General features: G+C 44.9%; 21 protein-coding genes. 16 read left to right on the top strand and 5 right to left on the bottom strand.

Annotated elements, in window-relative coordinates; translation table 11 throughout:
- Positions 1–26 precede the first annotated feature (26 nt).
- Positions 27–1,292 (bottom strand): replication-associated recombination protein A, encoded by a 1,266-nt coding sequence (locus LWH95_RS06075; protein ID WP_232919158.1) that lies wholly within the window; start codon positions 1,290–1,292, stop codon positions 27–29.
- Between the two features lie 201 nt (positions 1,293–1,493).
- On the opposite strand from LWH95_RS06075, the gene cymR reads away from it, so the two are divergent.
- The 8 genes from cymR to LWH95_RS06035 all read left to right on the top strand — a co-directional run bounded on the left by cymR (position 1,494) and on the right by LWH95_RS06035 (position 8,278).
- On the top strand, positions 1,494–1,910 hold the full coding sequence (gene cymR, locus LWH95_RS06070; RefSeq protein WP_003225879.1) for a cysteine metabolism transcriptional regulator CymR: 417 nt from the start codon (positions 1,494–1,496) through the stop codon (positions 1,908–1,910).
- An 18-nt stretch (positions 1,911–1,928) separates the two neighbouring features.
- Positions 1,929–3,071, top strand: coding sequence for a cysteine desulfurase family protein (locus LWH95_RS06065; RefSeq protein WP_232919157.1), 1,143 nt, complete (start codon positions 1,929–1,931; stop codon positions 3,069–3,071).
- A 27-nt stretch (positions 3,072–3,098) separates the two neighbouring features.
- Positions 3,099–4,214, top strand: a complete 1,116-nt coding sequence (gene mnmA / locus LWH95_RS06060) for a tRNA 2-thiouridine(34) synthase MnmA (protein WP_003237485.1) — start codon at positions 3,099–3,101, stop codon at positions 4,212–4,214.
- 85 nt (positions 4,215–4,299) lie between these two features.
- Entirely contained in the window at positions 4,300–4,920 is a 621-nt protein-coding gene (locus tag LWH95_RS06055; protein WP_232919234.1) for a tetratricopeptide repeat protein, read from the top strand.
- 24 nt (positions 4,921–4,944) lie between these two features.
- Complete coding sequence (gene recD2 / locus LWH95_RS06050; protein ID WP_232919156.1) at positions 4,945–7,341, top strand: SF1B family DNA helicase RecD2; 2,397 nt, start codon at positions 4,945–4,947, stop codon at positions 7,339–7,341.
- A 56-nt stretch (positions 7,342–7,397) separates the two neighbouring features.
- Positions 7,398–7,922, top strand: coding sequence for a PRC-barrel domain-containing protein (locus tag LWH95_RS06045; RefSeq protein ID WP_080429038.1), 525 nt, complete (start codon positions 7,398–7,400; stop codon positions 7,920–7,922).
- Between the two features lie 11 nt (positions 7,923–7,933).
- Complete coding sequence (locus LWH95_RS06040) at positions 7,934–8,125, top strand: hypothetical protein (protein WP_003225893.1); 192 nt, start codon at positions 7,934–7,936, stop codon at positions 8,123–8,125.
- Positions 8,126–8,146: 21 nt separating this feature from the next.
- Positions 8,147–8,278, top strand: a complete 132-nt coding sequence (locus LWH95_RS06035; protein WP_003225895.1) for a YrzQ family protein — start codon at positions 8,147–8,149, stop codon at positions 8,276–8,278.
- A gap of 35 nt (positions 8,279–8,313) precedes the next feature.
- Here the strand turns inward: LWH95_RS06035 and LWH95_RS06030 are convergent, their stop codons facing one another.
- The 4 genes from LWH95_RS06030 to LWH95_RS06015 are packed head-to-tail and all read right to left on the bottom strand — an operon-like array spanning position 8,314 to position 11,269.
- A complete protein-coding gene (locus tag LWH95_RS06030; protein WP_232919155.1) occupies positions 8,314–8,970 on the bottom strand; it encodes an amino acid ABC transporter permease in 657 nt (218 codons plus the stop codon).
- Positions 8,971–8,986: 16 nt separating this feature from the next.
- Positions 8,987–9,637 carry an amino acid ABC transporter permease gene (locus LWH95_RS06025; RefSeq protein ID WP_232919154.1) on the bottom strand — a complete coding sequence of 217 codons (651 nt, stop codon included), beginning with the start codon at positions 9,635–9,637 and terminating at the stop codon, positions 8,987–8,989.
- 60 nt (positions 9,638–9,697) lie between these two features.
- The gene (gene glnH / locus LWH95_RS06020; protein ID WP_232919153.1) at positions 9,698–10,519 is read right to left on the bottom strand and encodes a glutamine ABC transporter substrate-binding protein GlnH; all 822 of its coding nucleotides are present in this window, start codon (positions 10,517–10,519) and stop codon (positions 9,698–9,700) included.
- 21 nt (positions 10,520–10,540) lie between these two features.
- The gene (locus LWH95_RS06015) at positions 10,541–11,269 is read right to left on the bottom strand and encodes an amino acid ABC transporter ATP-binding protein (RefSeq protein ID WP_148982077.1); all 729 of its coding nucleotides are present in this window, start codon (positions 11,267–11,269) and stop codon (positions 10,541–10,543) included.
- 198 nt (positions 11,270–11,467) lie between these two features.
- Between LWH95_RS06015 and LWH95_RS06010 the strand changes: the two genes are divergently transcribed.
- The 8 genes from LWH95_RS06010 to LWH95_RS05975 all read left to right on the top strand — a co-directional run bounded on the left by LWH95_RS06010 (position 11,468) and on the right by LWH95_RS05975 (position 19,532).
- Complete coding sequence (locus tag LWH95_RS06010; protein ID WP_019259031.1) at positions 11,468–12,529, top strand: AI-2E family transporter; 1,062 nt, start codon at positions 11,468–11,470, stop codon at positions 12,527–12,529.
- Between the two features lie 333 nt (positions 12,530–12,862).
- Positions 12,863–15,499: an alanine--tRNA ligase gene (gene alaS, locus LWH95_RS06005; RefSeq protein ID WP_232919152.1), complete on the top strand. Its 2,637-nt coding sequence runs from the start codon at positions 12,863–12,865 to the stop codon at positions 15,497–15,499.
- Positions 15,500–15,583: 84 nt separating this feature from the next.
- The gene (locus LWH95_RS06000; RefSeq protein ID WP_003225903.1) at positions 15,584–15,850 is read left to right on the top strand and encodes an IreB family regulatory phosphoprotein; all 267 of its coding nucleotides are present in this window, start codon (positions 15,584–15,586) and stop codon (positions 15,848–15,850) included.
- A 7-nt stretch (positions 15,851–15,857) separates the two neighbouring features.
- Entirely contained in the window at positions 15,858–16,274 is a 417-nt protein-coding gene (gene ruvX / locus LWH95_RS05995; protein WP_003237472.1) for a Holliday junction resolvase RuvX, read from the top strand.
- Between the two features lie 17 nt (positions 16,275–16,291).
- Entirely contained in the window at positions 16,292–16,573 is a 282-nt protein-coding gene (locus LWH95_RS05990) for a DUF1292 domain-containing protein (RefSeq protein WP_003237470.1), read from the top strand.
- A gap of 136 nt (positions 16,574–16,709) precedes the next feature.
- The gene (mltG, locus tag LWH95_RS05985; protein WP_232919151.1) at positions 16,710–17,792 is read left to right on the top strand and encodes an endolytic transglycosylase MltG; all 1,083 of its coding nucleotides are present in this window, start codon (positions 16,710–16,712) and stop codon (positions 17,790–17,792) included.
- A 151-nt stretch (positions 17,793–17,943) separates the two neighbouring features.
- The gene (locus LWH95_RS05980) at positions 17,944–18,597 is read left to right on the top strand and encodes an O-methyltransferase (protein WP_133486702.1); all 654 of its coding nucleotides are present in this window, start codon (positions 17,944–17,946) and stop codon (positions 18,595–18,597) included.
- A gap of 5 nt (positions 18,598–18,602) precedes the next feature.
- Positions 18,603–19,532, top strand: coding sequence for a peptidase U32 family protein (locus LWH95_RS05975; RefSeq protein WP_133486704.1), 930 nt, complete (start codon positions 18,603–18,605; stop codon positions 19,530–19,532).
- The last annotated feature ends 2 nt before the right edge of the window (positions 19,533–19,534 follow it).

Genomic DNA, 19,534 nt, shown 5'->3' with positions numbered 1-19,534 from the left:
CTTGAGTCATCAAGGCTGTTTTTGTCTTATTTTCTTTTCATTAATTTGTCGTATACCTGTTTTAACGCTGATTCGAACTTGCCCGTTTGCTTCGGCTTGTAATATTGCTTGTTCTTTAAAGGATCAGGGAGATATTGCTGTTCGATCCATCCGTTGTCGTAATTGTGCGGGTATTTATAGTCGATTCCTCTTCCTAATTCCTGTGCTCCTTTATAATGCGCGTCCTTTAAATGCTTCGGGACATCCCCGATTTTTCCGGCTCTGATATCCGCCAGCGCCTCATCGATTGCGAGAATGGCTGAGTTTGATTTCGGTGAGAGGCAAAGTTCAATGACTGCGTTGGCCAGCGGGATTCGTGCTTCGGGAAATCCGACTCGCTCAGCGGTCTGGATAGCGTGCAGCACTCTTGGACCGGCTTGCGGGCTTGCTAAGCCGATATCTTCATAGGCGATAACAAGCAGTCGTCTTGCGATGCTTTCCAGATCGCCAGCTTCAATTAATCTTGCCAAATAGTGAAGAGCGGCGTTGGCATCAGAGCCGCGGATTGATTTTTGAAAGGCGGACAAAACATCATAATGCGCGTCACCATCTTTATCGTGAGAAAAGCTCTTTTTCTGCAAACATTCTTCCGCGGTTTCTAATGTAATGTGAATTACTCCATCGGCAGATTCCTTTGTTGACAAGACGGCCAGCTCAAGCGCATTTAAAGCGGATCGGACGTCTCCTCCGCATCCGTGGGCAAAATGCTCCATCGCCTGATCATCAATGGATACAGAATATGTGCCAAGGCCCCGATGCTCATCATGAAGCGCCCGTTCCAGAGCCTGTTTAATCAGTTCCGGTGTTAACGGCTCAAGCTCAAAAATCTGTGTCCGGCTTCTGATCGCAGGATTAATGGCATGATACGGGTTAGCCGTGGTTGCTCCGATCAAAATGATCATCCCGTTTTCTAAATAGGGCAATAGAAAATCTTGTTTCCCTTTATCCAGCCTGTGAACTTCATCCAGAATCAAAATCACCTGACCTGACATTTTAGCTTCCTGGGCTACGATTTCCATATCTTTTTTATTGTTAATGACAGCATTCAGCTTCCGAAAAGCAATACTTGTTGAACCGGCGATTGCTGTTGCGATTGATGTTTTTCCAATTCCGGGCGGCCCGTACAAAATCATGGATGACAAATGTTTTGCCTGAACCATTCTGCCGATAATTTTATCTTCAGCCACCAGATGCTGCTGGCCGATAATATCCTCTATTTTTGTCGGACGCATCCGATATGCCAATGGCTTCATCATCATCTCTCCTTACTTAATTACAGGGTAACGGAAAACTGGACATTAGAAAAGAGGGAAGGCCCGTTTCCGCCTGGCTCAATGAAAATTTGCTGAAGGTATGTTATAATAACAGTTGGTCTATTAGATAATAAACGGACGAATCATATAGAAATTACCATTATAAATGTGGAAAATCATGAAATAACAGAGGTGTTCATGTTGAAAATATCAACTAAGGGAAGATACGGACTCACCATTATGATCGAGCTTGCAAAAAAGCATGGTGAAGGCCCGACTTCATTAAAAAGCATCGCACAGACGAATAATTTGTCCGAGCATTATTTGGAGCAGCTGGTATCGCCGCTCAGAAATGCCGGTTTAGTGAAAAGTATCAGAGGCGCATACGGCGGATATGTATTAGGCAGCGAGCCGGATGCGATTACGGCGGGAGATATTATCCGTGTACTTGAGGGGCCGATCAGTCCTGTTGAAGTGCTGGAAGACGAGGAGCCTGCCAAGCGTGAGCTCTGGATTCGCATTCGGGATGCTGTGAAAGAGGTTTTAGACAGTACAACACTAGAGGATCTTGCAAGCTATACAGACGGAGAGCAAGAAGCTTATATGTTCTATATTTAGATCAGAGGTGTAAACATAATGGAACGGATTTATTTAGATCATGCCGCAACGTCTCCGCTGGATGAGCGCGTGCTGGAAAAAATGATACCGCATTTCTCCGGCAATTTCGGCAATCCATCCAGTATTCATTCATTTGGAAGAGAATCTCGAAAATGGGTGGACGAAGCAAGAGCGCAGATTGCAGCTGAAATCGGAGCTACAGAGCAGGAGATCATTTTTACAAGCGGGGGCACGGAAGCCGATAACTTGGCTATCATGGGAACCGCGCTTGCAAGAAAAGATTTGGGCAGACATATCATCACGACAAAAATTGAACATCATGCCGTGCTTCACACGTGTGAAAAACTTGAGGAAGACGGATTTGAAGTAACGTATCTGGACGTTGACCAAAATGGAAGAGTCAGTGCAAATCAGGTGAAAGAAGCACTGCGTGATGATACAATCCTTGTGACAGTGATGTATGGAAATAATGAAGTCGGAACAGTGCAGCCGATCGATGAAATCGGTGAGCTGCTGAAGGAACACCAGGCTTATTTTCATACGGATGCTGTTCAGGCATTCGGGTTGCTGCCAATTCATGTGAAAAACAGCCATATTGACCTTCTGTCTGTTTCTGGGCACAAGCTCAACGGGCCAAAAGGGACAGGCTTTTTATATGCAAGTAAAGATGTGAAGCTTTCCCCGCTCTTATTCGGAGGAGAGCAAGAAAGAAAACGCCGTGCCGGAACAGAAAATGTTCCCGGTATTGTCGGGCTGAAAGAAGCCATCAAGCTGTCAAGTGAAGAACGGGACGAAAAAAACGAGAAGTATCAATCGTTTAAAACAATTGTTGCCGACACGCTTGAAAATGCCGGTGTGGCATTCGAGATCAACGGGGACAAAGAGCATAGTTTGCCGCATGTACTAAACCTGTATTTCCCCGGTGTATCAGTAGAAGCACTGCTTGTAAATCTTGATATGGCGGGAGTCGCTGTCTCAAGCGGATCAGCGTGCACCGCCGGTTCGGTCCTGCCGTCACATGTGCTGACTGCCATGTTCGGAGAAGAAAGTGACAGGCTGACGTCCTCGATTCGGTTCAGCTTCGGCCTCGGCAATACGGCTGAGCAAGTGAAAACCGCTGCCAAACATGTGGCCGACGTTGTCAAACGGTTGACACAATAAGGCGGCTTAGTTATTGGAGTGAATAAAATGGAAAAACGGCCGGAGGATACAAGAGTCGTCGTCGGCATGTCCGGCGGAGTAGACTCATCTGTGGCGGCCCTGCTGTTAAAAGAACAGGGCTATGATGTAATCGGAATCTTTATGAAAAACTGGGATGATACGGACGAAAACGGTTTTTGCACAGCGACAGAGGATTATGAAGATGTGATCCGCGTCTGCAATCAAATCGGAATTCCGTACTATGCCGTTAATTTTGAAAAGCAATATTACGAGAAGGTATTTCAATACTTCCTCGATGAATATAAAGCAGGCAGAACACCAAACCCGGATGTGCTGTGCAACAAAGAAATTAAATTCAAGGCATTTTTGGAGCATGCCCTGTCACTTGGCGCCGACTATTTAGCGACTGGCCACTATGCAAGGGTCGACAGAAGCGGCGGCAAAGTCAGAATGCTGCGCGGCATTGATGAAAACAAGGATCAAACGTACTTCTTGAATCAGCTGACAGAAGATACGCTAAGCAAAGTCATGTTCCCGATCGGCGAGCTTCAAAAAAGCCGTGTGCGTGAAATTGCCAAAGAGGCAGATCTTGCAACGGCAACGAAAAAAGACAGTACGGGCATCTGTTTTATCGGCGAACGCAACTTCAAAACGTTTCTCAGCCAATATCTCCCTGCACAGCCGGGCGATATGATGACGATGGACGGCGAAGTAAAAGGACGCCACGACGGGTTAATGTACTACACGATCGGACAGCGTCACGGCCTTGGCATCGGCGGAAGCGGCGAGCCTTGGTTTGCGGTTGGTAAAGATCTTGAAAAGAACATCCTCTACGTGGATCAAGGGTTCCATAACCCGCTTCTTTATTCCGACAAAATTACAGCTACGAATATTAGCTGGGTTCGTTCGGATATCATGAAGGGCGAAGAGATTTCCTGCACGGCTAAATTCCGTTATCGCCAAGAAGATCATAAAGTGACGGTGCGCATGACAGGTGAAGGCGAAGCGGAAGTCATCTTTGATGAACAAGTCCGCGCTGTCACGCCGGGACAAGCCGTTGTCTTCTATGACGGAGAAGAATGCCTTGGCGGCGGAACAATTGATGATGTGTACAAAGACGGAACAAAATTGTGGTACGTATAAAAGATGAAAAACCTCAACACTGAGTTGGGGTTTTTTAATGAAAGGAAGATGGTCGGTGGATTATAATCAACTCGGTATAGAGGCGATGCAAAAAGGCGATTACGAGAAAGCGGCAGAGGCATTTACAAAAGCGATTGAAGAAAATAAAGAAGACGCGATTCCGTATATTAACTTTGCTAACCTGCTTTCATCCGTGAACGAGCTGGAACGGGCTTTAGCGTTTTATGATAAAGCGCTTGAATTAGACAGCAGCGCCGCCACTGCTTATTATGGAGCAGGAAATGTCTATGTTGTAAAAGAAATGTACAAAGAAGCGAAAGACATGTTTGAAAAAGCGCTTCGTGCCGGGATGGAAAACGGCGACCTGTTTTATATGCTCGGAACGGTTCTTGTCAAGCTCGAACAGCCTAAGCTTGCACTGCCATATTTACAAAGAGCGGTCGAACTGAATGAGAACGATACAGAAGCGCGCTTTCAATTTGGGATGTGCTTAGCGAACGAGGGCATGCTGGACGAAGCGCTCAGCCAATTCGCAGCTGTAACAGAGCAAGATCCTGGGCACGCTGATGCATTTTACAATGCCGGTGTTGCTTATGCTTATAAAGAAAATCGAGAAAAAGCGCTGGAAATGCTGGACAAGGCGATTGACATCCAGCCAGATCATATGCTTGCGCTTCATGCAAAAAAACTGATCGACCCATCATAACAGGCAGAGGAGGAGGGACAGCTCGTGCAGCAGCATCCGGATCAGCTTAAACTGGAGGAAGAGCCCTATTTAAAAGGGACAGTCAACACAGTCATCTATCATAATGACACCAATTTATATACGGTTCTGAAAGTGAAAGTCACAGAGACCTCCGAAGCTATTGAAGATAAAGCCGTATCCGTGACGGGCTACTTCCCTGCGCTTCAAGAAGAAGAGACCTACACGTTTTACGGAAAGATCGTAACCCATCCAAAATTCGGGCTCCAATTTCAGGCGGAGCATTTCAAAAAGGAGATTCCGACGACTAAGGAAGGCATCATTCAATATTTATCGAGTGATTTGTTCGAGGGAATCGGCAAAAAAACAGCCGAGGAAATTGTGCAAAAGCTGGGCGACAGCGCTATTAATAAAATATTGGCTGACGCTTCAGTGCTTTATGACGTTCCGAAGCTGTCAAAAAAGAAAGCTGATACGCTGGCCGGCGCCTTGCAGCGTCATCAGGGACTGGAGCAAATCATGATTTCCCTGAATCAGTTTGGCTTCGGCCCTCAGCTGTCTATGAAAATCTACCAAGCCTATGAATCCGAGACGCTTGAAAAGATTCAGGAAAACCCTTATCAGCTTGTGAAAGATGTAGAAGGCATCGGATTTGGGAAAGCGGATGAGCTGGGCAGCAGAATGGGCCTTTCGGGTAATCACCCTGAGCGGGTAAAAGCCGCCATATTGTACACGCTTGAAACGACTTGTCTGTCAGAAGGGCATACGTACATAGAAACGGAGAAGCTGATTATTGACACCCAATCTCTGTTAAATCAATCAGCTCGGGAGGGGCAGCGCATCACTGAAATGGATGCCGCTAACGCGATTATTGCCCTTGGAGAAAATAAAGACATTGTCATAGAAGATGGCCGCTGTTATTTTCCATCGCTGTTTTACGCTGAACAAAATGTTGCTAAGCGAGTGAAACATATCGCAAGCCAAACTGAATATGATGACCAGTTTCCCGAATCAGAATTTCTGCTCGCTTTAGGAGAACTGGAAGAACGGATGAACGTTCAGTATGCCCCTAGCCAGAAGGAAGCGATTCAAAAAGCCCTTTCCTCACCGATGCTTCTTTTAACGGGGGGACCGGGAACAGGGAAAACGACGGTAATCAGAGGGATTGTCGAACTGTACGGAGAGCTTCACGGTGTGTCACTCGACCCGTCAGCGTATAAAAAGGATGAAGCTTTTCCGGTTGTATTGGCCGCACCGACAGGAAGAGCGGCGAAACGGATGAGTGAATCAACGGGGCTTCCGGCAGTGACGATTCACAGGCTGCTTGGCTGGAACGGCGCTGAAGGATTTACCCATACAGAGGATGAGCCGATTGAAGGGAAGCTGTTAATAATCGATGAAGCCAGCATGCTTGATATATGGCTGGCGAACCATTTGTTCAAGGCGATCCCTGATCATATTCAAATCATCATTGTCGGTGACGAAGATCAGCTGCCTTCTGTCGGTCCGGGCCAAGTGCTGAGAGACCTTTTGGCATCCCAGGTGATACCGACTGTGAGACTGACAGACATCTACCGCCAGGCGGAGGGTTCATCGATTGTCGAGCTTGCCCACCAAATGAAAAATGGGTTGCTGCCAAACAATTTGACTGCCCCGACGAAGGACCGTTCCTTTATTCGCTGCGGAGGCTCGCAAATTAAAGAGGTAGTTGAGAAGGTTGTCGCCAATGCATTGAAAAAAGGCTATACGGCAAAGGACATTCAGGTTCTCGCCCCGATGTACAGAGGAAAAGCTGGGATCAATGAACTGAATGTGATGCTGCAGGACATTTTGAATCCTCCTAGAGAAAAACGGAGGGAAATAAAGTTCGGGGATGTTGTCTACAGAACCGGAGATAAAATTTTGCAGCTCGTCAATCAGCCGGAAAACAATGTGTTCAACGGAGACATTGGTGAAATTACGTCGATATTTTATGCGAAGGAAAATACAGAAAAAGAAGATATGGCCGTCGTATCTTTTGACGGCAATGAAATGACATTTACGAAAAAAGATTTTAACCAGTTTACTCATGCGTATTGCTGCTCTATTCATAAATCGCAGGGAAGTGAATTTCCGATTGTGGTTTTGCCTGTTGTGAAAGGCTATTATAGAATGCTCAGAAGAAACCTTCTTTATACCGCTATTACAAGAGCAAAGAAATTTCTCATTTTATGCGGAGAAGAGGAAGCGCTGGAGTGGGGCGTGAAAAATAACGACGCAACTGTCAGACAGACTTCTTTGAAAAACAGGCTGTCATTACAGGTTGAGGAAATGGATGCTGAGCTTGAAGCTTTGCAAAAGGAGCTCCCATTCAGCGTACACGATGCCAATATTGGCATGGAAGGCATTACACCATTCGATTTTATGAAAGAAGAACAGCTGTAAAAAGGCTCCCGTGATAGCGGGAGTTTTTTTATTTGCGGTGGAAGTGATTTCATCGTATGAGTCAAAGGCGCAAAGCAAAACCTAAGCCTGTTCAACAAAAGGTGGTTGATCACACTTTGAGAACATGCCATGAAGTAGAAGGATTCCCAGTATACTCAGAACGAACTTCTTGTTATCTCGGGACAATATCCGATATTTGTTTTTCTCTTGAGGGAGATTGTCTTGGGTTTATTCTTGCACAAAAACGGTTTTTGCATCATCATCATGCGCTATTAAGGGCGTGTGATATCTCTTGTATTCTTGATGACCGCATATTGGCCTCGGTCAGTTCAGATCAGCTTTTGCCTCTTCCGAAATCATGCTTCACATACGAGCAGATGAAAATGAAGCTTGTGAAATCGCAAGAGGGAGATATATTGGGGATGCTGGAAGATGTATACTTTTGTCTGGACAGGGGCATAATCGTAGCATATGAACTCTCGGACGGTTTCTTTTCTGACCTGGCGGGAAGCAAGCGCCAGATCCAAAGAGCGGATTCGCTTGTCGAGGTGCGGAAAGACGAGATCGTTCTGAACGGATAGAGGTGTGAGATATGCTTATATGCCCGAACTGCAAAAGTAAGGATATCGGGAAAATCGGCGTGAACCAATATTATTGCTGGGGCTGTTTTATTGAACTGACAGTGGCGAAAGGGAAGATTGCAACTCATCAAGTGGAAGAAGACGGAACGTTAAGCAGCTTGGATGATTTGTTTTCTGAGGATGAACGCAGCATCAATTTTTAATCATGAAAGGAGATGCGCAGGATGAATCGGACGATGACTTCTCTTTTGGCATTGGGAGCCGGAGCTCTCGTATACCGAATGGCGACTCAATCCGACATGCTGAATAATCGAAGCATGAAGCGGATGAGAAGAAGAATAACGAAAATGTTTTAATGCGAAAAAGGATACTCTCCGAAGAGTATCCTTTTCTATGTTTGCCGTGCCTCAAGGCGCCTGGCTGCGAGTGAAAGGCTGTAGTTGACTGCAAAATACATAAGTGCCGCAAGTAAAAAGATCGGGAAAAAATAACTGCCGTCTGCGCTTTGGCCGTTTAAAATCTGCGCGTTATGAATCAGTTCGGGCAGGGCGATCACTACAGCAAGCGATGTATCTTTTAATAAAGAAATAAACTGGCTTACGATTGGCGGAACCATGCGGCGAAGCGCTTGCGGTATGACAATGAAGAATAGGGCCTGTGTATAGCTCAGCCCGGAGGAGCGCGCCGCTTCAATTTGTCCTTTGTCAATTGATTTCAGCCCGCTTCGGATAATTTCAGATAGCATAGCGGATTCGAAAATCGTTAATGCTGTAATTGCTGCAGCTGTAATTTCAAGCTTAATCCCGATTTCCGGAAGGGCAAAGAACGTAAAGAAAATAATTAATAGCAAGGGGAGGTTTCTGATCGTTTCAACGACAACCACAATCAATTGAGAAAGAACGGGAACTTTCGCATAGCGCAGGGTGCCTGCGATTAAACCGAAGAAAAAGCTCAGAATGATGGAGATGAAAGCAACGTACAAGGTGACGAGAAAGCCATCCCATAAAAACGTCAAATGCTCTTGCGAATAAGCTCCGATAAAATCCAATGTATCTCACTCCTTATCAATAGCTTCTTTCCAGCCGTTTTTCCAAATAGTTAACACCGATGCTAAGCGGTATCGTCAGCACTAAGTAAAAAAGCGCCACAAAAATATAAACATCAAATACAACGAGTGTGCTCGAAGAGACCAAATCGGCCTGATACATAAGATCCAGGCCGGCCACAACCCCGAGAATCGAAGAGTTTTTGACCAAGTTTAAAAATTGATTGCCCAATGGCGGCATGACGATTTTGATTGCCTGCGGCAAAATGATATGGAGCATGGCCTGGCTGTAGGTAAAGCCTGACGAACGCGCCGCTTCCATCTGTCCTATTGAAACAGATTGGATGCCTGCTCTGATGGCTTCTGCGATAAACGCAGAGGTATAAATGGTGAGTGCAACCGTTCCCGCTTGAAAACCATCAAGTCTCAGGCCTGCGTTTGGAAGGCCGAAATAGAAAACAAAGGTTATTAAAAGAAGAGGAATATTGCGGATAAACTCCACATATGCGGTCCCGAGCCATTGCAGCGGCTTAAAGACTGTAATTCTCATAACCGCTACAACAACGCCGAGAACAAAACTGCCGGCCAGCGCGATGACGCTTGCGAGCAGGGTATGGTAAAAACCGTCCATATACATGCCGAAGTTATCGAAAAGAATTGACACATTCATCTGCCTATTCACTCCTTATCAAATCGGGATGAGCATCACCTGCTCATCCCGGGATGGTCGTTATTCAGCTGGGTCTTCTTTGATCCATTTTTTATAAATATCATCATATCTGCCATCCGACTTCATCTTTTTGAGTGAAGCGTTAATTTCTTTCGCGAGAGCAGATTGCCCTTTTTTTACGGCGATCCCGTAAGGCTCATCTGTAAAAGGCTCCCCTGTTAATTGATAATTTTTATTTTCATCAGCCATCCCATATAAAATCGCATTATCCGTTGTGAGAGCATCGCCTTGCCCTGATTTGAGCGCCGTAAAGGCTTCTGCGTAGTTTTCAAATTCTAAAACAGATGCTTCAGGCGCTTTTTCACGAATGTTTTGAGAGGAGGTGGAGCCTTTTACTGCAAGAACTTTTGAGCCTTTGCCAAGATCTTCAACACTCTTGATTTTGCTGCCTTTTTTCACAAGAAGCGATTGCCCAGCCTCGAAATAGACATCAGAAAAGTCAACTTCCTTTTTTCGTTCTTCAGTGATCGTCATTGTGGCGACAATAGCATCGATATCCCCGTTTTGCAGCATAGGAATCCTTGTTTTTGAGGTGACCTCTTTAAATTCAGCTTTTTTTTCGTCACCTAAAATGTCTTTAGCGATTTGCTTGGCAATATCGATATCGAAACCCTCAATCTCACCTGATATCGGGTTTTTAAGACCGAACAGTCTGGTGTCTGTTTTTACGCCGAAGACAATTTTGTCATTGTCTTTAATGGCGGCTAGCGTATCTTTTTTGCTTTCCTTTGAGGCTTCTCCGTTTGACCCCTTGCTGCCGCAAGCGGCAAGCAAGATGACAGCGAATAAAGAAATGAATGCTAAAGATAAAATCTTTTTCATACAAGTTCCCCCATTTCTGTTTTAATGATTTAAAATACGGCTTAAGAATAAGCGGGCCCGTTCTTCCTTCGGATTCGCGTAAAACTCAGCCGGTGCTGCTTCTTCTAAAATTTTTCCTCCGTCAATGAAGACAATGCGGTCGGCAACTTCTTTGGCAAACCCCATTTCGTGCGTCACGACAACCATTGTCATGCCTTCTTTCGCAAGTGTTTTCATGACATCAAGCACCTCGCCGATCATTTCGGGATCAAGTGCTGATGTCGGCTCGTCAAACAGCATGACCTCCGGCTTCATCGCAAGTCCTCTTGCGATGGCTACACGTTGCTGCTGTCCGCCAGAAAGCTGGGAAGGGTAGGCGTCAGCCTTGTCTGGGATGCCGACTTTTTCAAGGTAATAACGCGCCGTTTCCTTTGCTTGTTCAGGTGATTGTCCGAGCACTTTTACAGGCGCCAGCATGATATTTTGCAGCACTGTTTTATGCGGATATAAATGAAAGTGCTGAAATACCATCCCGATGTTCCGCCGCACTTTATTAATGTCAGTTTTTCTGTCGTTAATGACAGTGCCGTTTACTGTCAGCGTCCCCTTACTGATCGTCTCCAGCCTGTTGATGCATCTGAGCAATGTGCTTTTACCGGAGCCGGATGGGCCGATGATGACAACAACTTCGCCTTTTTCGATTTGAAGATTAATTTGCTTTAACACGTGAAAATCTCCGTAATGCTTGTTTACATTTTGAAATGTGATCATCGCAATCCTCCTATCAGAACTTCAGACAAGTTGTTTGAAAATAACTACCTTTTAATGTAATCAAAAGTAATATAACCTTAAACGTCAAACTTTTCTGAAAATTTAATGTGAAAAAATGTTCATGACTTCTGACTGACTGAAGAAACATAAAGAATAATTCCTTATAAACCTCAAAAGATATAGAAGAGGTGAAAGCAGATGCTTCAAAAACCGGTGCAGCTTTTGTTATGGGTGGCAATTTGTTTGCTGGTCCTGTTAACAGTCTATGTCTTTTTTATGCTTGATATGTTATGGTCGCCCTTTTGGCTCGTTATAAAAACGATCTTTATCCCCTTGATTATTTCCATTTTTATTTCTTATTTATTACTTCCGGTCACGGAGTGGCTGCACAGCAAAGGATTGCCGAGGACTTTGAGCATCTTGGTGATTTATGTTCTTTTTTTTGGCGGACTTGGTTGGGCGCTGTATAAAGGGGTACCTGTTTTAATCGTGCAGCTGACGGATTTATCAGAAAATATACCTATGTTTGCCGAAACGTATAACGGGCTCCTTCTTCATGTGCATAACCATACTGATGACTGGCCTGACGGCATGCATCATCGTATAGATAAAATGATCCGCCAGACGGAGGCGTTTTTCGCGGGAACGATCGAGGGTGCAATCAGCGGAATCCGCAACGTGCTTGATTATTTCTTAATTGCGGCAACAATTCCTTTTCTCGTGTTTTATATGGTAAAGGATATTGAGTTGATGAAAAAAACGGTATGGTACTTGACTCCGAAGTCGTGGAGAAAGCGGGGCAGCGACTTCTTGCGGGATGTGGATGACTCCCTTGGCGATTACATCCGCGGACAGCTTCTGGTCTGCTTGATTCTCGGCGTGATGGCGGGCATTACGTTCTGGATATTTGGGCTTCCATATCCGCTGATCTTGGGACTTATTTCTGGGATAACGAATGTCATACCATATTTCGGTCCTTTCATTGGAGCGGTTCCTGCGCTTTTAATTGCAATGACGATCTCAGTGAAAGCAATTCTTGTTGTGGTGATTACAGTATTTATTCTGCAGTTTATGGAAGGGAATATCCTCAGTCCGTTCATTGTGGGCAGAAGCCTTAAAATGCATCCTGTCGTCATCATGCTTGCGCTCCTTGCCGGGGGAGAGCTTGCGGGAATCGTTGGAATGATTCTGGCTGTTCCCGCGACGGCTGTTTTAAAAGTGATGATGATCCATTTTTTGCGGATGAGGACGGAGCATTGACATTGGCGTGCTGCTTGTCTATAATTTCTCGTAGAATACATACGAATCTCGAGTGACGGATCTGAGTACGCCGAAGCCCTGTTAAAGAGAGAAGCTCCGCAAGCTGAAAGGAGCTTTATCAGAAGATCGGAGGAAGCTAATCCTGAGTGCAGTTAATCACTGCCGCACATCCTGCGTTACAGGGTAAAAGGTGACGGGCGAATGATAATGTCCGTAATCAGGGTGGTACCGCGAGACAGCTCTCGTCCCTGTGTAAACGTGTGGTTTGCATAGGGGGAGGGCTTTTTTGCTGTCACTGAAGAGAATTTCGATTTTTATAGAGGAGGAAATACAATGAAACACTTAACTTCTGCGGAAGTGCGTCAAATGTTTTTGGATTTCTTTAAAGAAAAAGGACATGCGGTAGAGCCAAGCGCGTCATTAGTGCCTCATGAGGATCCTTCACTGCTTTGGATCAACAGCGGTGTTGCGACGCTGAAAAAATATTTTGACGGCCGTGTTGTTCCGGAAAATCCAAGAATCGTAAACGCTCAAAAAGCGATCAGAACAAACGATATAGAAAATGTAGGTAAAACTGCGCGCCATCACACATTCTTTGAAATGCTCGGAAACTTTTCCATCGGCGATTATTTCAAAGAAGAAGCCATTACATGGGCTTGGGAGTTTTTAACGAGTGACAAGTGGATTGGTTTCGACAAAGAGCTTCTCTCTGTTACGGTTCATCCTGAAGATGAAGAGGCGTATGAGTTCTGGGCGAAAAAAATCGGTATTCCTGAAGAAAGAATTATCCGTCTTGAAGGGAACTTCTGGGACATCGGTGAAGGGCCGAGCGGACCGAACACGGAAATCTTCTACGACCGCGGTGAAGCATATGGTAATGATCCAGAAGATCCGGAGCTTTATCCTGGCGGAGAAAACGACCGTTACTTAGAAGTATGGAACCTTGTGTTCTCTGAGTTCAACCATAACCCTGACGGCAAGTACACGCCGCTTCCGAAGAAAAACATTGATACGGGCATGGGACTTGAAAGAATGGTATCTGTCATCCAAAATGTTCCGACAAACTTTGATACCGATTTGTTTGTTCCGATCATCAAAGCAACAGAAACCATTTCTGGTGAAACATACGGCAAAGACAATGTGAAGGACACTGCGTTTAAAGTGATTGCCGACCACATCAGAACGGTTGCCTTTGCTGTCAGTGACGGGGCGCTTCCGTCAAATGAAGGCCGCGGCTATGTATTAAGACGCTTATTGCGCCGGGCCGTGCGTTATGCCAAAACGATCAACATCCATCGTCCGTTCATGTACGATTTAGTGCCGGTTGTCGCTGAAATCATGGCAGATTTCTATCCTGAAGTGAAAGAAAAAGCGGATTTCATCGCAAAAGTCATCAAAACCGAGGAAGAGCGCTTCCACGAAACACTTAATGAAGGGCTTGCTATCCTGTCAGAAATGATCAAAAAAGAAAAAGACAAGGGCAGCAGCGTTATTTCAGGTGCCGACGTATTTAAGTTGTACGACACGTATGGATTCCCAGTTGAGCTGACGGAAGAATACGCAGAAGACGAGAACATGACGGTTGACCATAAAGGCTTTGAAGAAGAAATGAACCAGCAGCGTGAACGGGCAAGAAACGCCCGCCAGGATGTCGGCAGCATGCAGGTGCAGGGCGGCGCATTGCGCGACGTGACCGATGAAAGCACATTTGTCGGCTATTCTCAAACAAAAGCTGATGCCAATGTCATTGTGCTTCTTCAGGACGGCCAATTAATTGAAGAGGCTCATGAAGGGGAAAGCGTTCAAATCATTCTTGATGAAACCCCGTTCTATGCAGAAAGCGGCGGCCAAATCGGCGATAAAGGCTATCTCCGCAGCGAACAGGCAGTGGTGAGAATTAAAGATGTGCAAAAAGCGCCTAACGGCCAGCATGTACATGAAGGTGTTGTGGAGAGCGGCACTGTTCAAAAAGGCTTGCATGTTACTGCTGAAGTTGAAGACCATATGAGAAGCGGCGTCATTAAAAACCATACGGCAACGCATTTATTGCATCAGGCACTAAAAGACGTTCTTGGAACTCATGTCAATCAGGCAGGATCTCTTGTGACTGAAAACCGTCTTCGTTTTGACTTCTCGCACTTTGGCCAAGTGACAAAAGAAGAGCTTGAACAAATTGAAAGAATCGTAAACGAAAAGATCTGGGCGAGCATCCCGGTCAGCATTGATTTGAAACCGATCTCTGAAGCAAAAGAAATGGGCGCGATGGCTCTGTTCGGCGAAAAATACGGCGATATTGTCCGGGTCGTTCAAGTCGGAGATTACAGTTTAGAGCTGTGCGGCGGCTGCCATGTCAGAAACACAGCAGAAATCGGCCTGTTTAAAATCGTTTCTGAATCCGGAATCGGAGCAGGTACAAGACGGATTGAAGCTGTAACAGGACAAGGCGCTTACGTCGAAATGAACAGCCAGATCTCAGTATTGAAGCAGGCTGCTGACGAGCTGAAAACAAATATCAAAGAAGTGCCGAAACGGGTTGCGGCTCTGCAGACTGAACTGAAGGATGCACAAAGAGAAAATGAATCTCTTCTTGCGAAACTCGGCAATGTTGAAGCAGGAGCGATCCTGTCAAAAGTTAAAGAAGTTGACGGCGTGAGTGTGCTTGCGGAAAAAGTAAATGCGAAAGACATGAACCATCTCCGCACAATGGTGGATGAACTGAAAGCAAAGCTTGGCTCTGCGGTGATCGTGCTTGGTGCGGTACAAAATGATAAAGTCAATATCTCTGCCGGAGTCACAAAGGATCTCATTGAGAAGGGCCTTCATGCCGGCAAGCTGGTCAAACAAGCTGCGGAAGTTTGCGGCGGAGGCGGCGGAGGCCGTCCGGATATGGCGCAGGCAGGCGGCAAACAGCCGGGAAAATTAGAAGAAGCTTTGGCTTCTGTAGAAGATTGGGTAAAATCCGTTTTATAATTTGCCCATGTAGTGTAGAATGATGGTAAGATTAGGACCCCAGGCTGAACTTTGCCTGCGAATTTGGGAAAGAGGTGCAAAACGGTGAGCTCGTTTGATAAAACGATGAAATTTAATTTCTCCGATGATTCTGCTGAGACTAACGTAAATGAGGTGCTGATTACAGTGTATGACGCGCTTCAGGAAAAGGGCTACAATCCAATCAATCAGATTGTCGGATACTTGCTGTCAGGTGATCCCGCTTATATTCCTAGGCATCGTGACGCTCGCAATTTAATTCGCAAACTTGAAAGAGACGAATTAATCGAGGAATTGGTAAAGTCTTATTTAGAACAGCATAAAGAGGCGTAAATAAAGAATGAGAATATTAGGACTCGATTTAGGAACCAAAACACTCGGTGTTGCTCTGAGCGATGAAATGGGCTGGACTGCTCAAGGCATTGAGACCATAAAGATAAATGAAGCGGAAGGCGATTATGGTTTATCCCGTTTATCTGAACTGATAAAGGACCATACTATAGATAAAATCGTGCTCGGCTTTCCTAAGAACATGAACGGAACAGTCGGGCCGAGAGGCGAAGCCAGCCAAACATTTGCGAAAGTGCTTGAAACAACGTACAATGTTCCTGTTGTGCTGTGGGACGAGCGTCTTACCACAATGGCGGCTGAAAAAATGCTGATTGCCGCTGATGTCAGCAGGCAAAAACGAAAAAAAGTCATTGATAAAATGGCGGCTGTTATGATATTGCAAGGATATCTCGACAGCTTAAATTAAAGCCAGAGGTGAAGAAAATGGAACACGGCGAAAAAAATATTACAATTGTTGACGATCAAGGAAATGAACAGCTTTGTGAAGTGCTGTTTACATTTGAAAACGAAGAGTTTGACAAGTCTTATGTGTTGTACTACCCAATTGAAACAAAAGATGACGAAGAAGTAGAAATTCTTGCTTCCAGCTTCACGCCAAACGAAGACGGTGAAAACGGTGAGCTATTCCCGATCGAAACTGATGAGGAATGGGATATGATCGAAGAAACACTAAACACATTCTTAGCGGACGAAGACGAAGAATAAAACACCGCGCCAAAGCCGGAGCCATACTGCTCCGGCTTTTTTTCTGCTGTATGAAGGCCTCTTTCACCCTTTTTTTGTAATAAATTGCCGAAATACAATGAATCATGTAGTATAAGAGCTGATGGGAGGAGACCTAATGTATATCAATCAGCAAAAAAAATCATTTTTAAATAAAAAAAGAATTCTACTGTCTTCCATTATTGTGCTGCTTCTCATCGTTGGCGGGGCATTTTTATATGGGAAATCATTGCTTGAACCTGTTGAGGAAAACAGTAAAACGACAGTTAATATTAACATTCCGAGCGGATCGTCTGTTTCGGCCATCGCATCGATATTGAAGAAAAACGATGTCATAAAAAGCGAGAAGGCATTTCAGTATTATGTGAAATATAAAGGTGCTTCCGGGTTTCAGGCGGGATTCTATCACCTGAATAAAGGAATGGATTTAGATGCCATTATTCATAAGCTGACAAGCGGGGCTACAGGCTACGCCTTTCAAATCACGGTAACTGAGGGAGAACAGCTGACACAAATTGCAGCCGCTATTGCTGATGAAACGAAATACTCTAAAGAACAAGTCATAGCGAAGCTGGACGATGAAACATTTATCAATCAGCTGAAGAAAGAATTTCCGGACACTGTTACAAACGATGTTTTCAATAAAAACATTAAGCATCCGCTGGAAGGGTACCTATTCCCGGCTACATACCCTTTTAACGATCCGGATACATCACTTGAAGACATTATTACTGCAATGGTCAAACAGACAAACTCTTATGTGGAAACTTACAAAGCAGAAATGAAGAAAAATAAACTTTCTGTGCATAAGCTGCTGACGATGGCTTCTTTAATTGAAGAAGAAGCAACTGAAAAAGCCGATCGCCATAAAATTGCGAGCGTCTTTTATAACCGCCTGAAAGAGAAAATGCCGCTTCAAACAGATCCGACCGTGCTATACGCAGCAGGCAAGCATAAAGACCGGGTTCTTTATAAGGATCTGGAAATCGATTCACCGTACAATACGTATAAAAACACGGGACTGACGCCAGGGCCGATTGCCAACGCCGGCATGTCGTCATGGGAAGCGGCGCTGCATCCGGATAAAACAGACTATCTGTACTTCTTGGCCAAATCAAATGGTGAGGTTGTATTTACAAAAACGCTAAAAGAACATAATAAAGCAAAAGAAAAATACATTTCCTCAAAAAATGAGAAATAAAAGGAGAGCAAAAAGCTCTCCTTTTGTTCGCTTTCCGCAAGGTTTTATGATAAAATATATCGGGTTGTTTACCGATGTATCATGATGTATTCAGAGAGTGTCCTGTGTTAAAGACTAGGGCACTCCTTTTTAGAACGGGAGGCTGTTTGTTGTGACTGACCGCTATGAACAAATAAATGACTATATAGAAGCATTATTGAAGCCTCGGCCGGAAAACGTGAAGAAGCTTGAAGCATATGCAGAAGAACATCATGTCCCGATCATGGAAAAAGCGGGCATGGAGGTGCTGCTTCAAATTTTGTCTGTGAAACAGCCGAAAAAAATACTAGAAATCGGAACGGCCATTGGTTATTCCGCCATTCGAATGGCGCTGGAGCTGCCGTCTGCTGAAATATATACAATTGAACGCAATGAGAAACGGCATGAAGAAGCGGTAAACAATATCAAGGAGTTTCAGCTTGATGACCGGATTCATGTTTTTTACGGAGACGCGCTTGAATTAGCCGACGCCGTTCGTGTGACCGCGCCTTACGATGTCATTTTTATTGACGCTGCAAAAGGTCAGTATCAAAACTTTTTTCATTTATATGAACCGATGCTTTCACCGGACGGGGTGATTATAACAGACAACGTGCTGTTTAAAGGTCTGGTGGCAGAGGATTACAGCAAAATAGAACCGAAAAGAAGGCGCAGGCTGATAACAAAAATTGATGAATATAATCATTGGCTGATGAATCATCCGGATTATCAAACTGCGATTATTCCTGTCGGGGACGGACTTGCGATTAGTAAAAAGAAGAGGTGAACGTCATGAAAAAACCAGAGCTCTTAGTGACGCCGACGAGTACAGCGGACATTTTGCCGCTGATACAGGCGGGGGCAACTGCGTTTTTAGTTGGGGAACAGAGATACGGCTTGAGATTAGCCGGAGAATTTTCTCGTGAAGATGTAACAAAAGCTGTAGAGATCGCTCACAAAGAAGGGGCAAAAGTATACGTTGCTGTAAATGCAATTTTCCATAACGATAAAGTGGGAGAGCTTGGCGAATATCTGGCTTTCTTAGCGGAAACCGGTGTCGATGCAGCGGTGTTCGGCGATCCTGCCGTGCTTATGGCTGCCCGTGAATCTGCGCCTGGCCTGAAGCTTCATTGGAGCACAGAAACAACAGGCACCAACTACTATACATGCAATTACTGGGGACGCAAAGGGGCGGCACGTTCTGTGCTTGCCAGAGAGTTGAATATGGACAGCATTGTGGAGATTAAAGAAAACGCTGAAGTCGAAATTGAAATCCACGTGCATGGAATGACATGTATGTTCCAATCGAAGCGTTCTTTGATTGGAAACTATTTTGAATACCAAGGCAAAGTCATGGACATTGAAGGAAAGAAAAAAGAATCGGGCATGTTTTTGCACGATAAAGAACGTGATAACAAATATCCGATTTTCGAAGATGAAAACGGCACGCACATCATGAGCCCGAACGATGTGTGCATCATTGATGAGCTAGAAGAATTAATAGATGCAGGCATTGATTCTTTCAAAATCGACGGTGTCCTGAAAACGCCTGAATACCTAATAGAAGTCACCAAAATGTACAGAGAAGCCATTGATCTGTGTGTGGAAAACCGTGACGAATACGAAGCGAAAAAAGAAGACTGGATTGAGCGCATTGAAAGCATCCAGCCAGTTAACAGAAAAATCGATACCGGATTCTTCTTCAAAGAAACGGTTTATTAATC

Source organism: Bacillus sp. G16 (assembly GCF_021282335.1).
Lineage (GTDB): Bacteria > Bacillota > Bacilli > Bacillales > Bacillaceae > Bacillus > Bacillus inaquosorum.
Note: the sequence above shows the minus strand (reverse complement) of the source record. Positions and strands in the feature narration are given on the sequence as shown.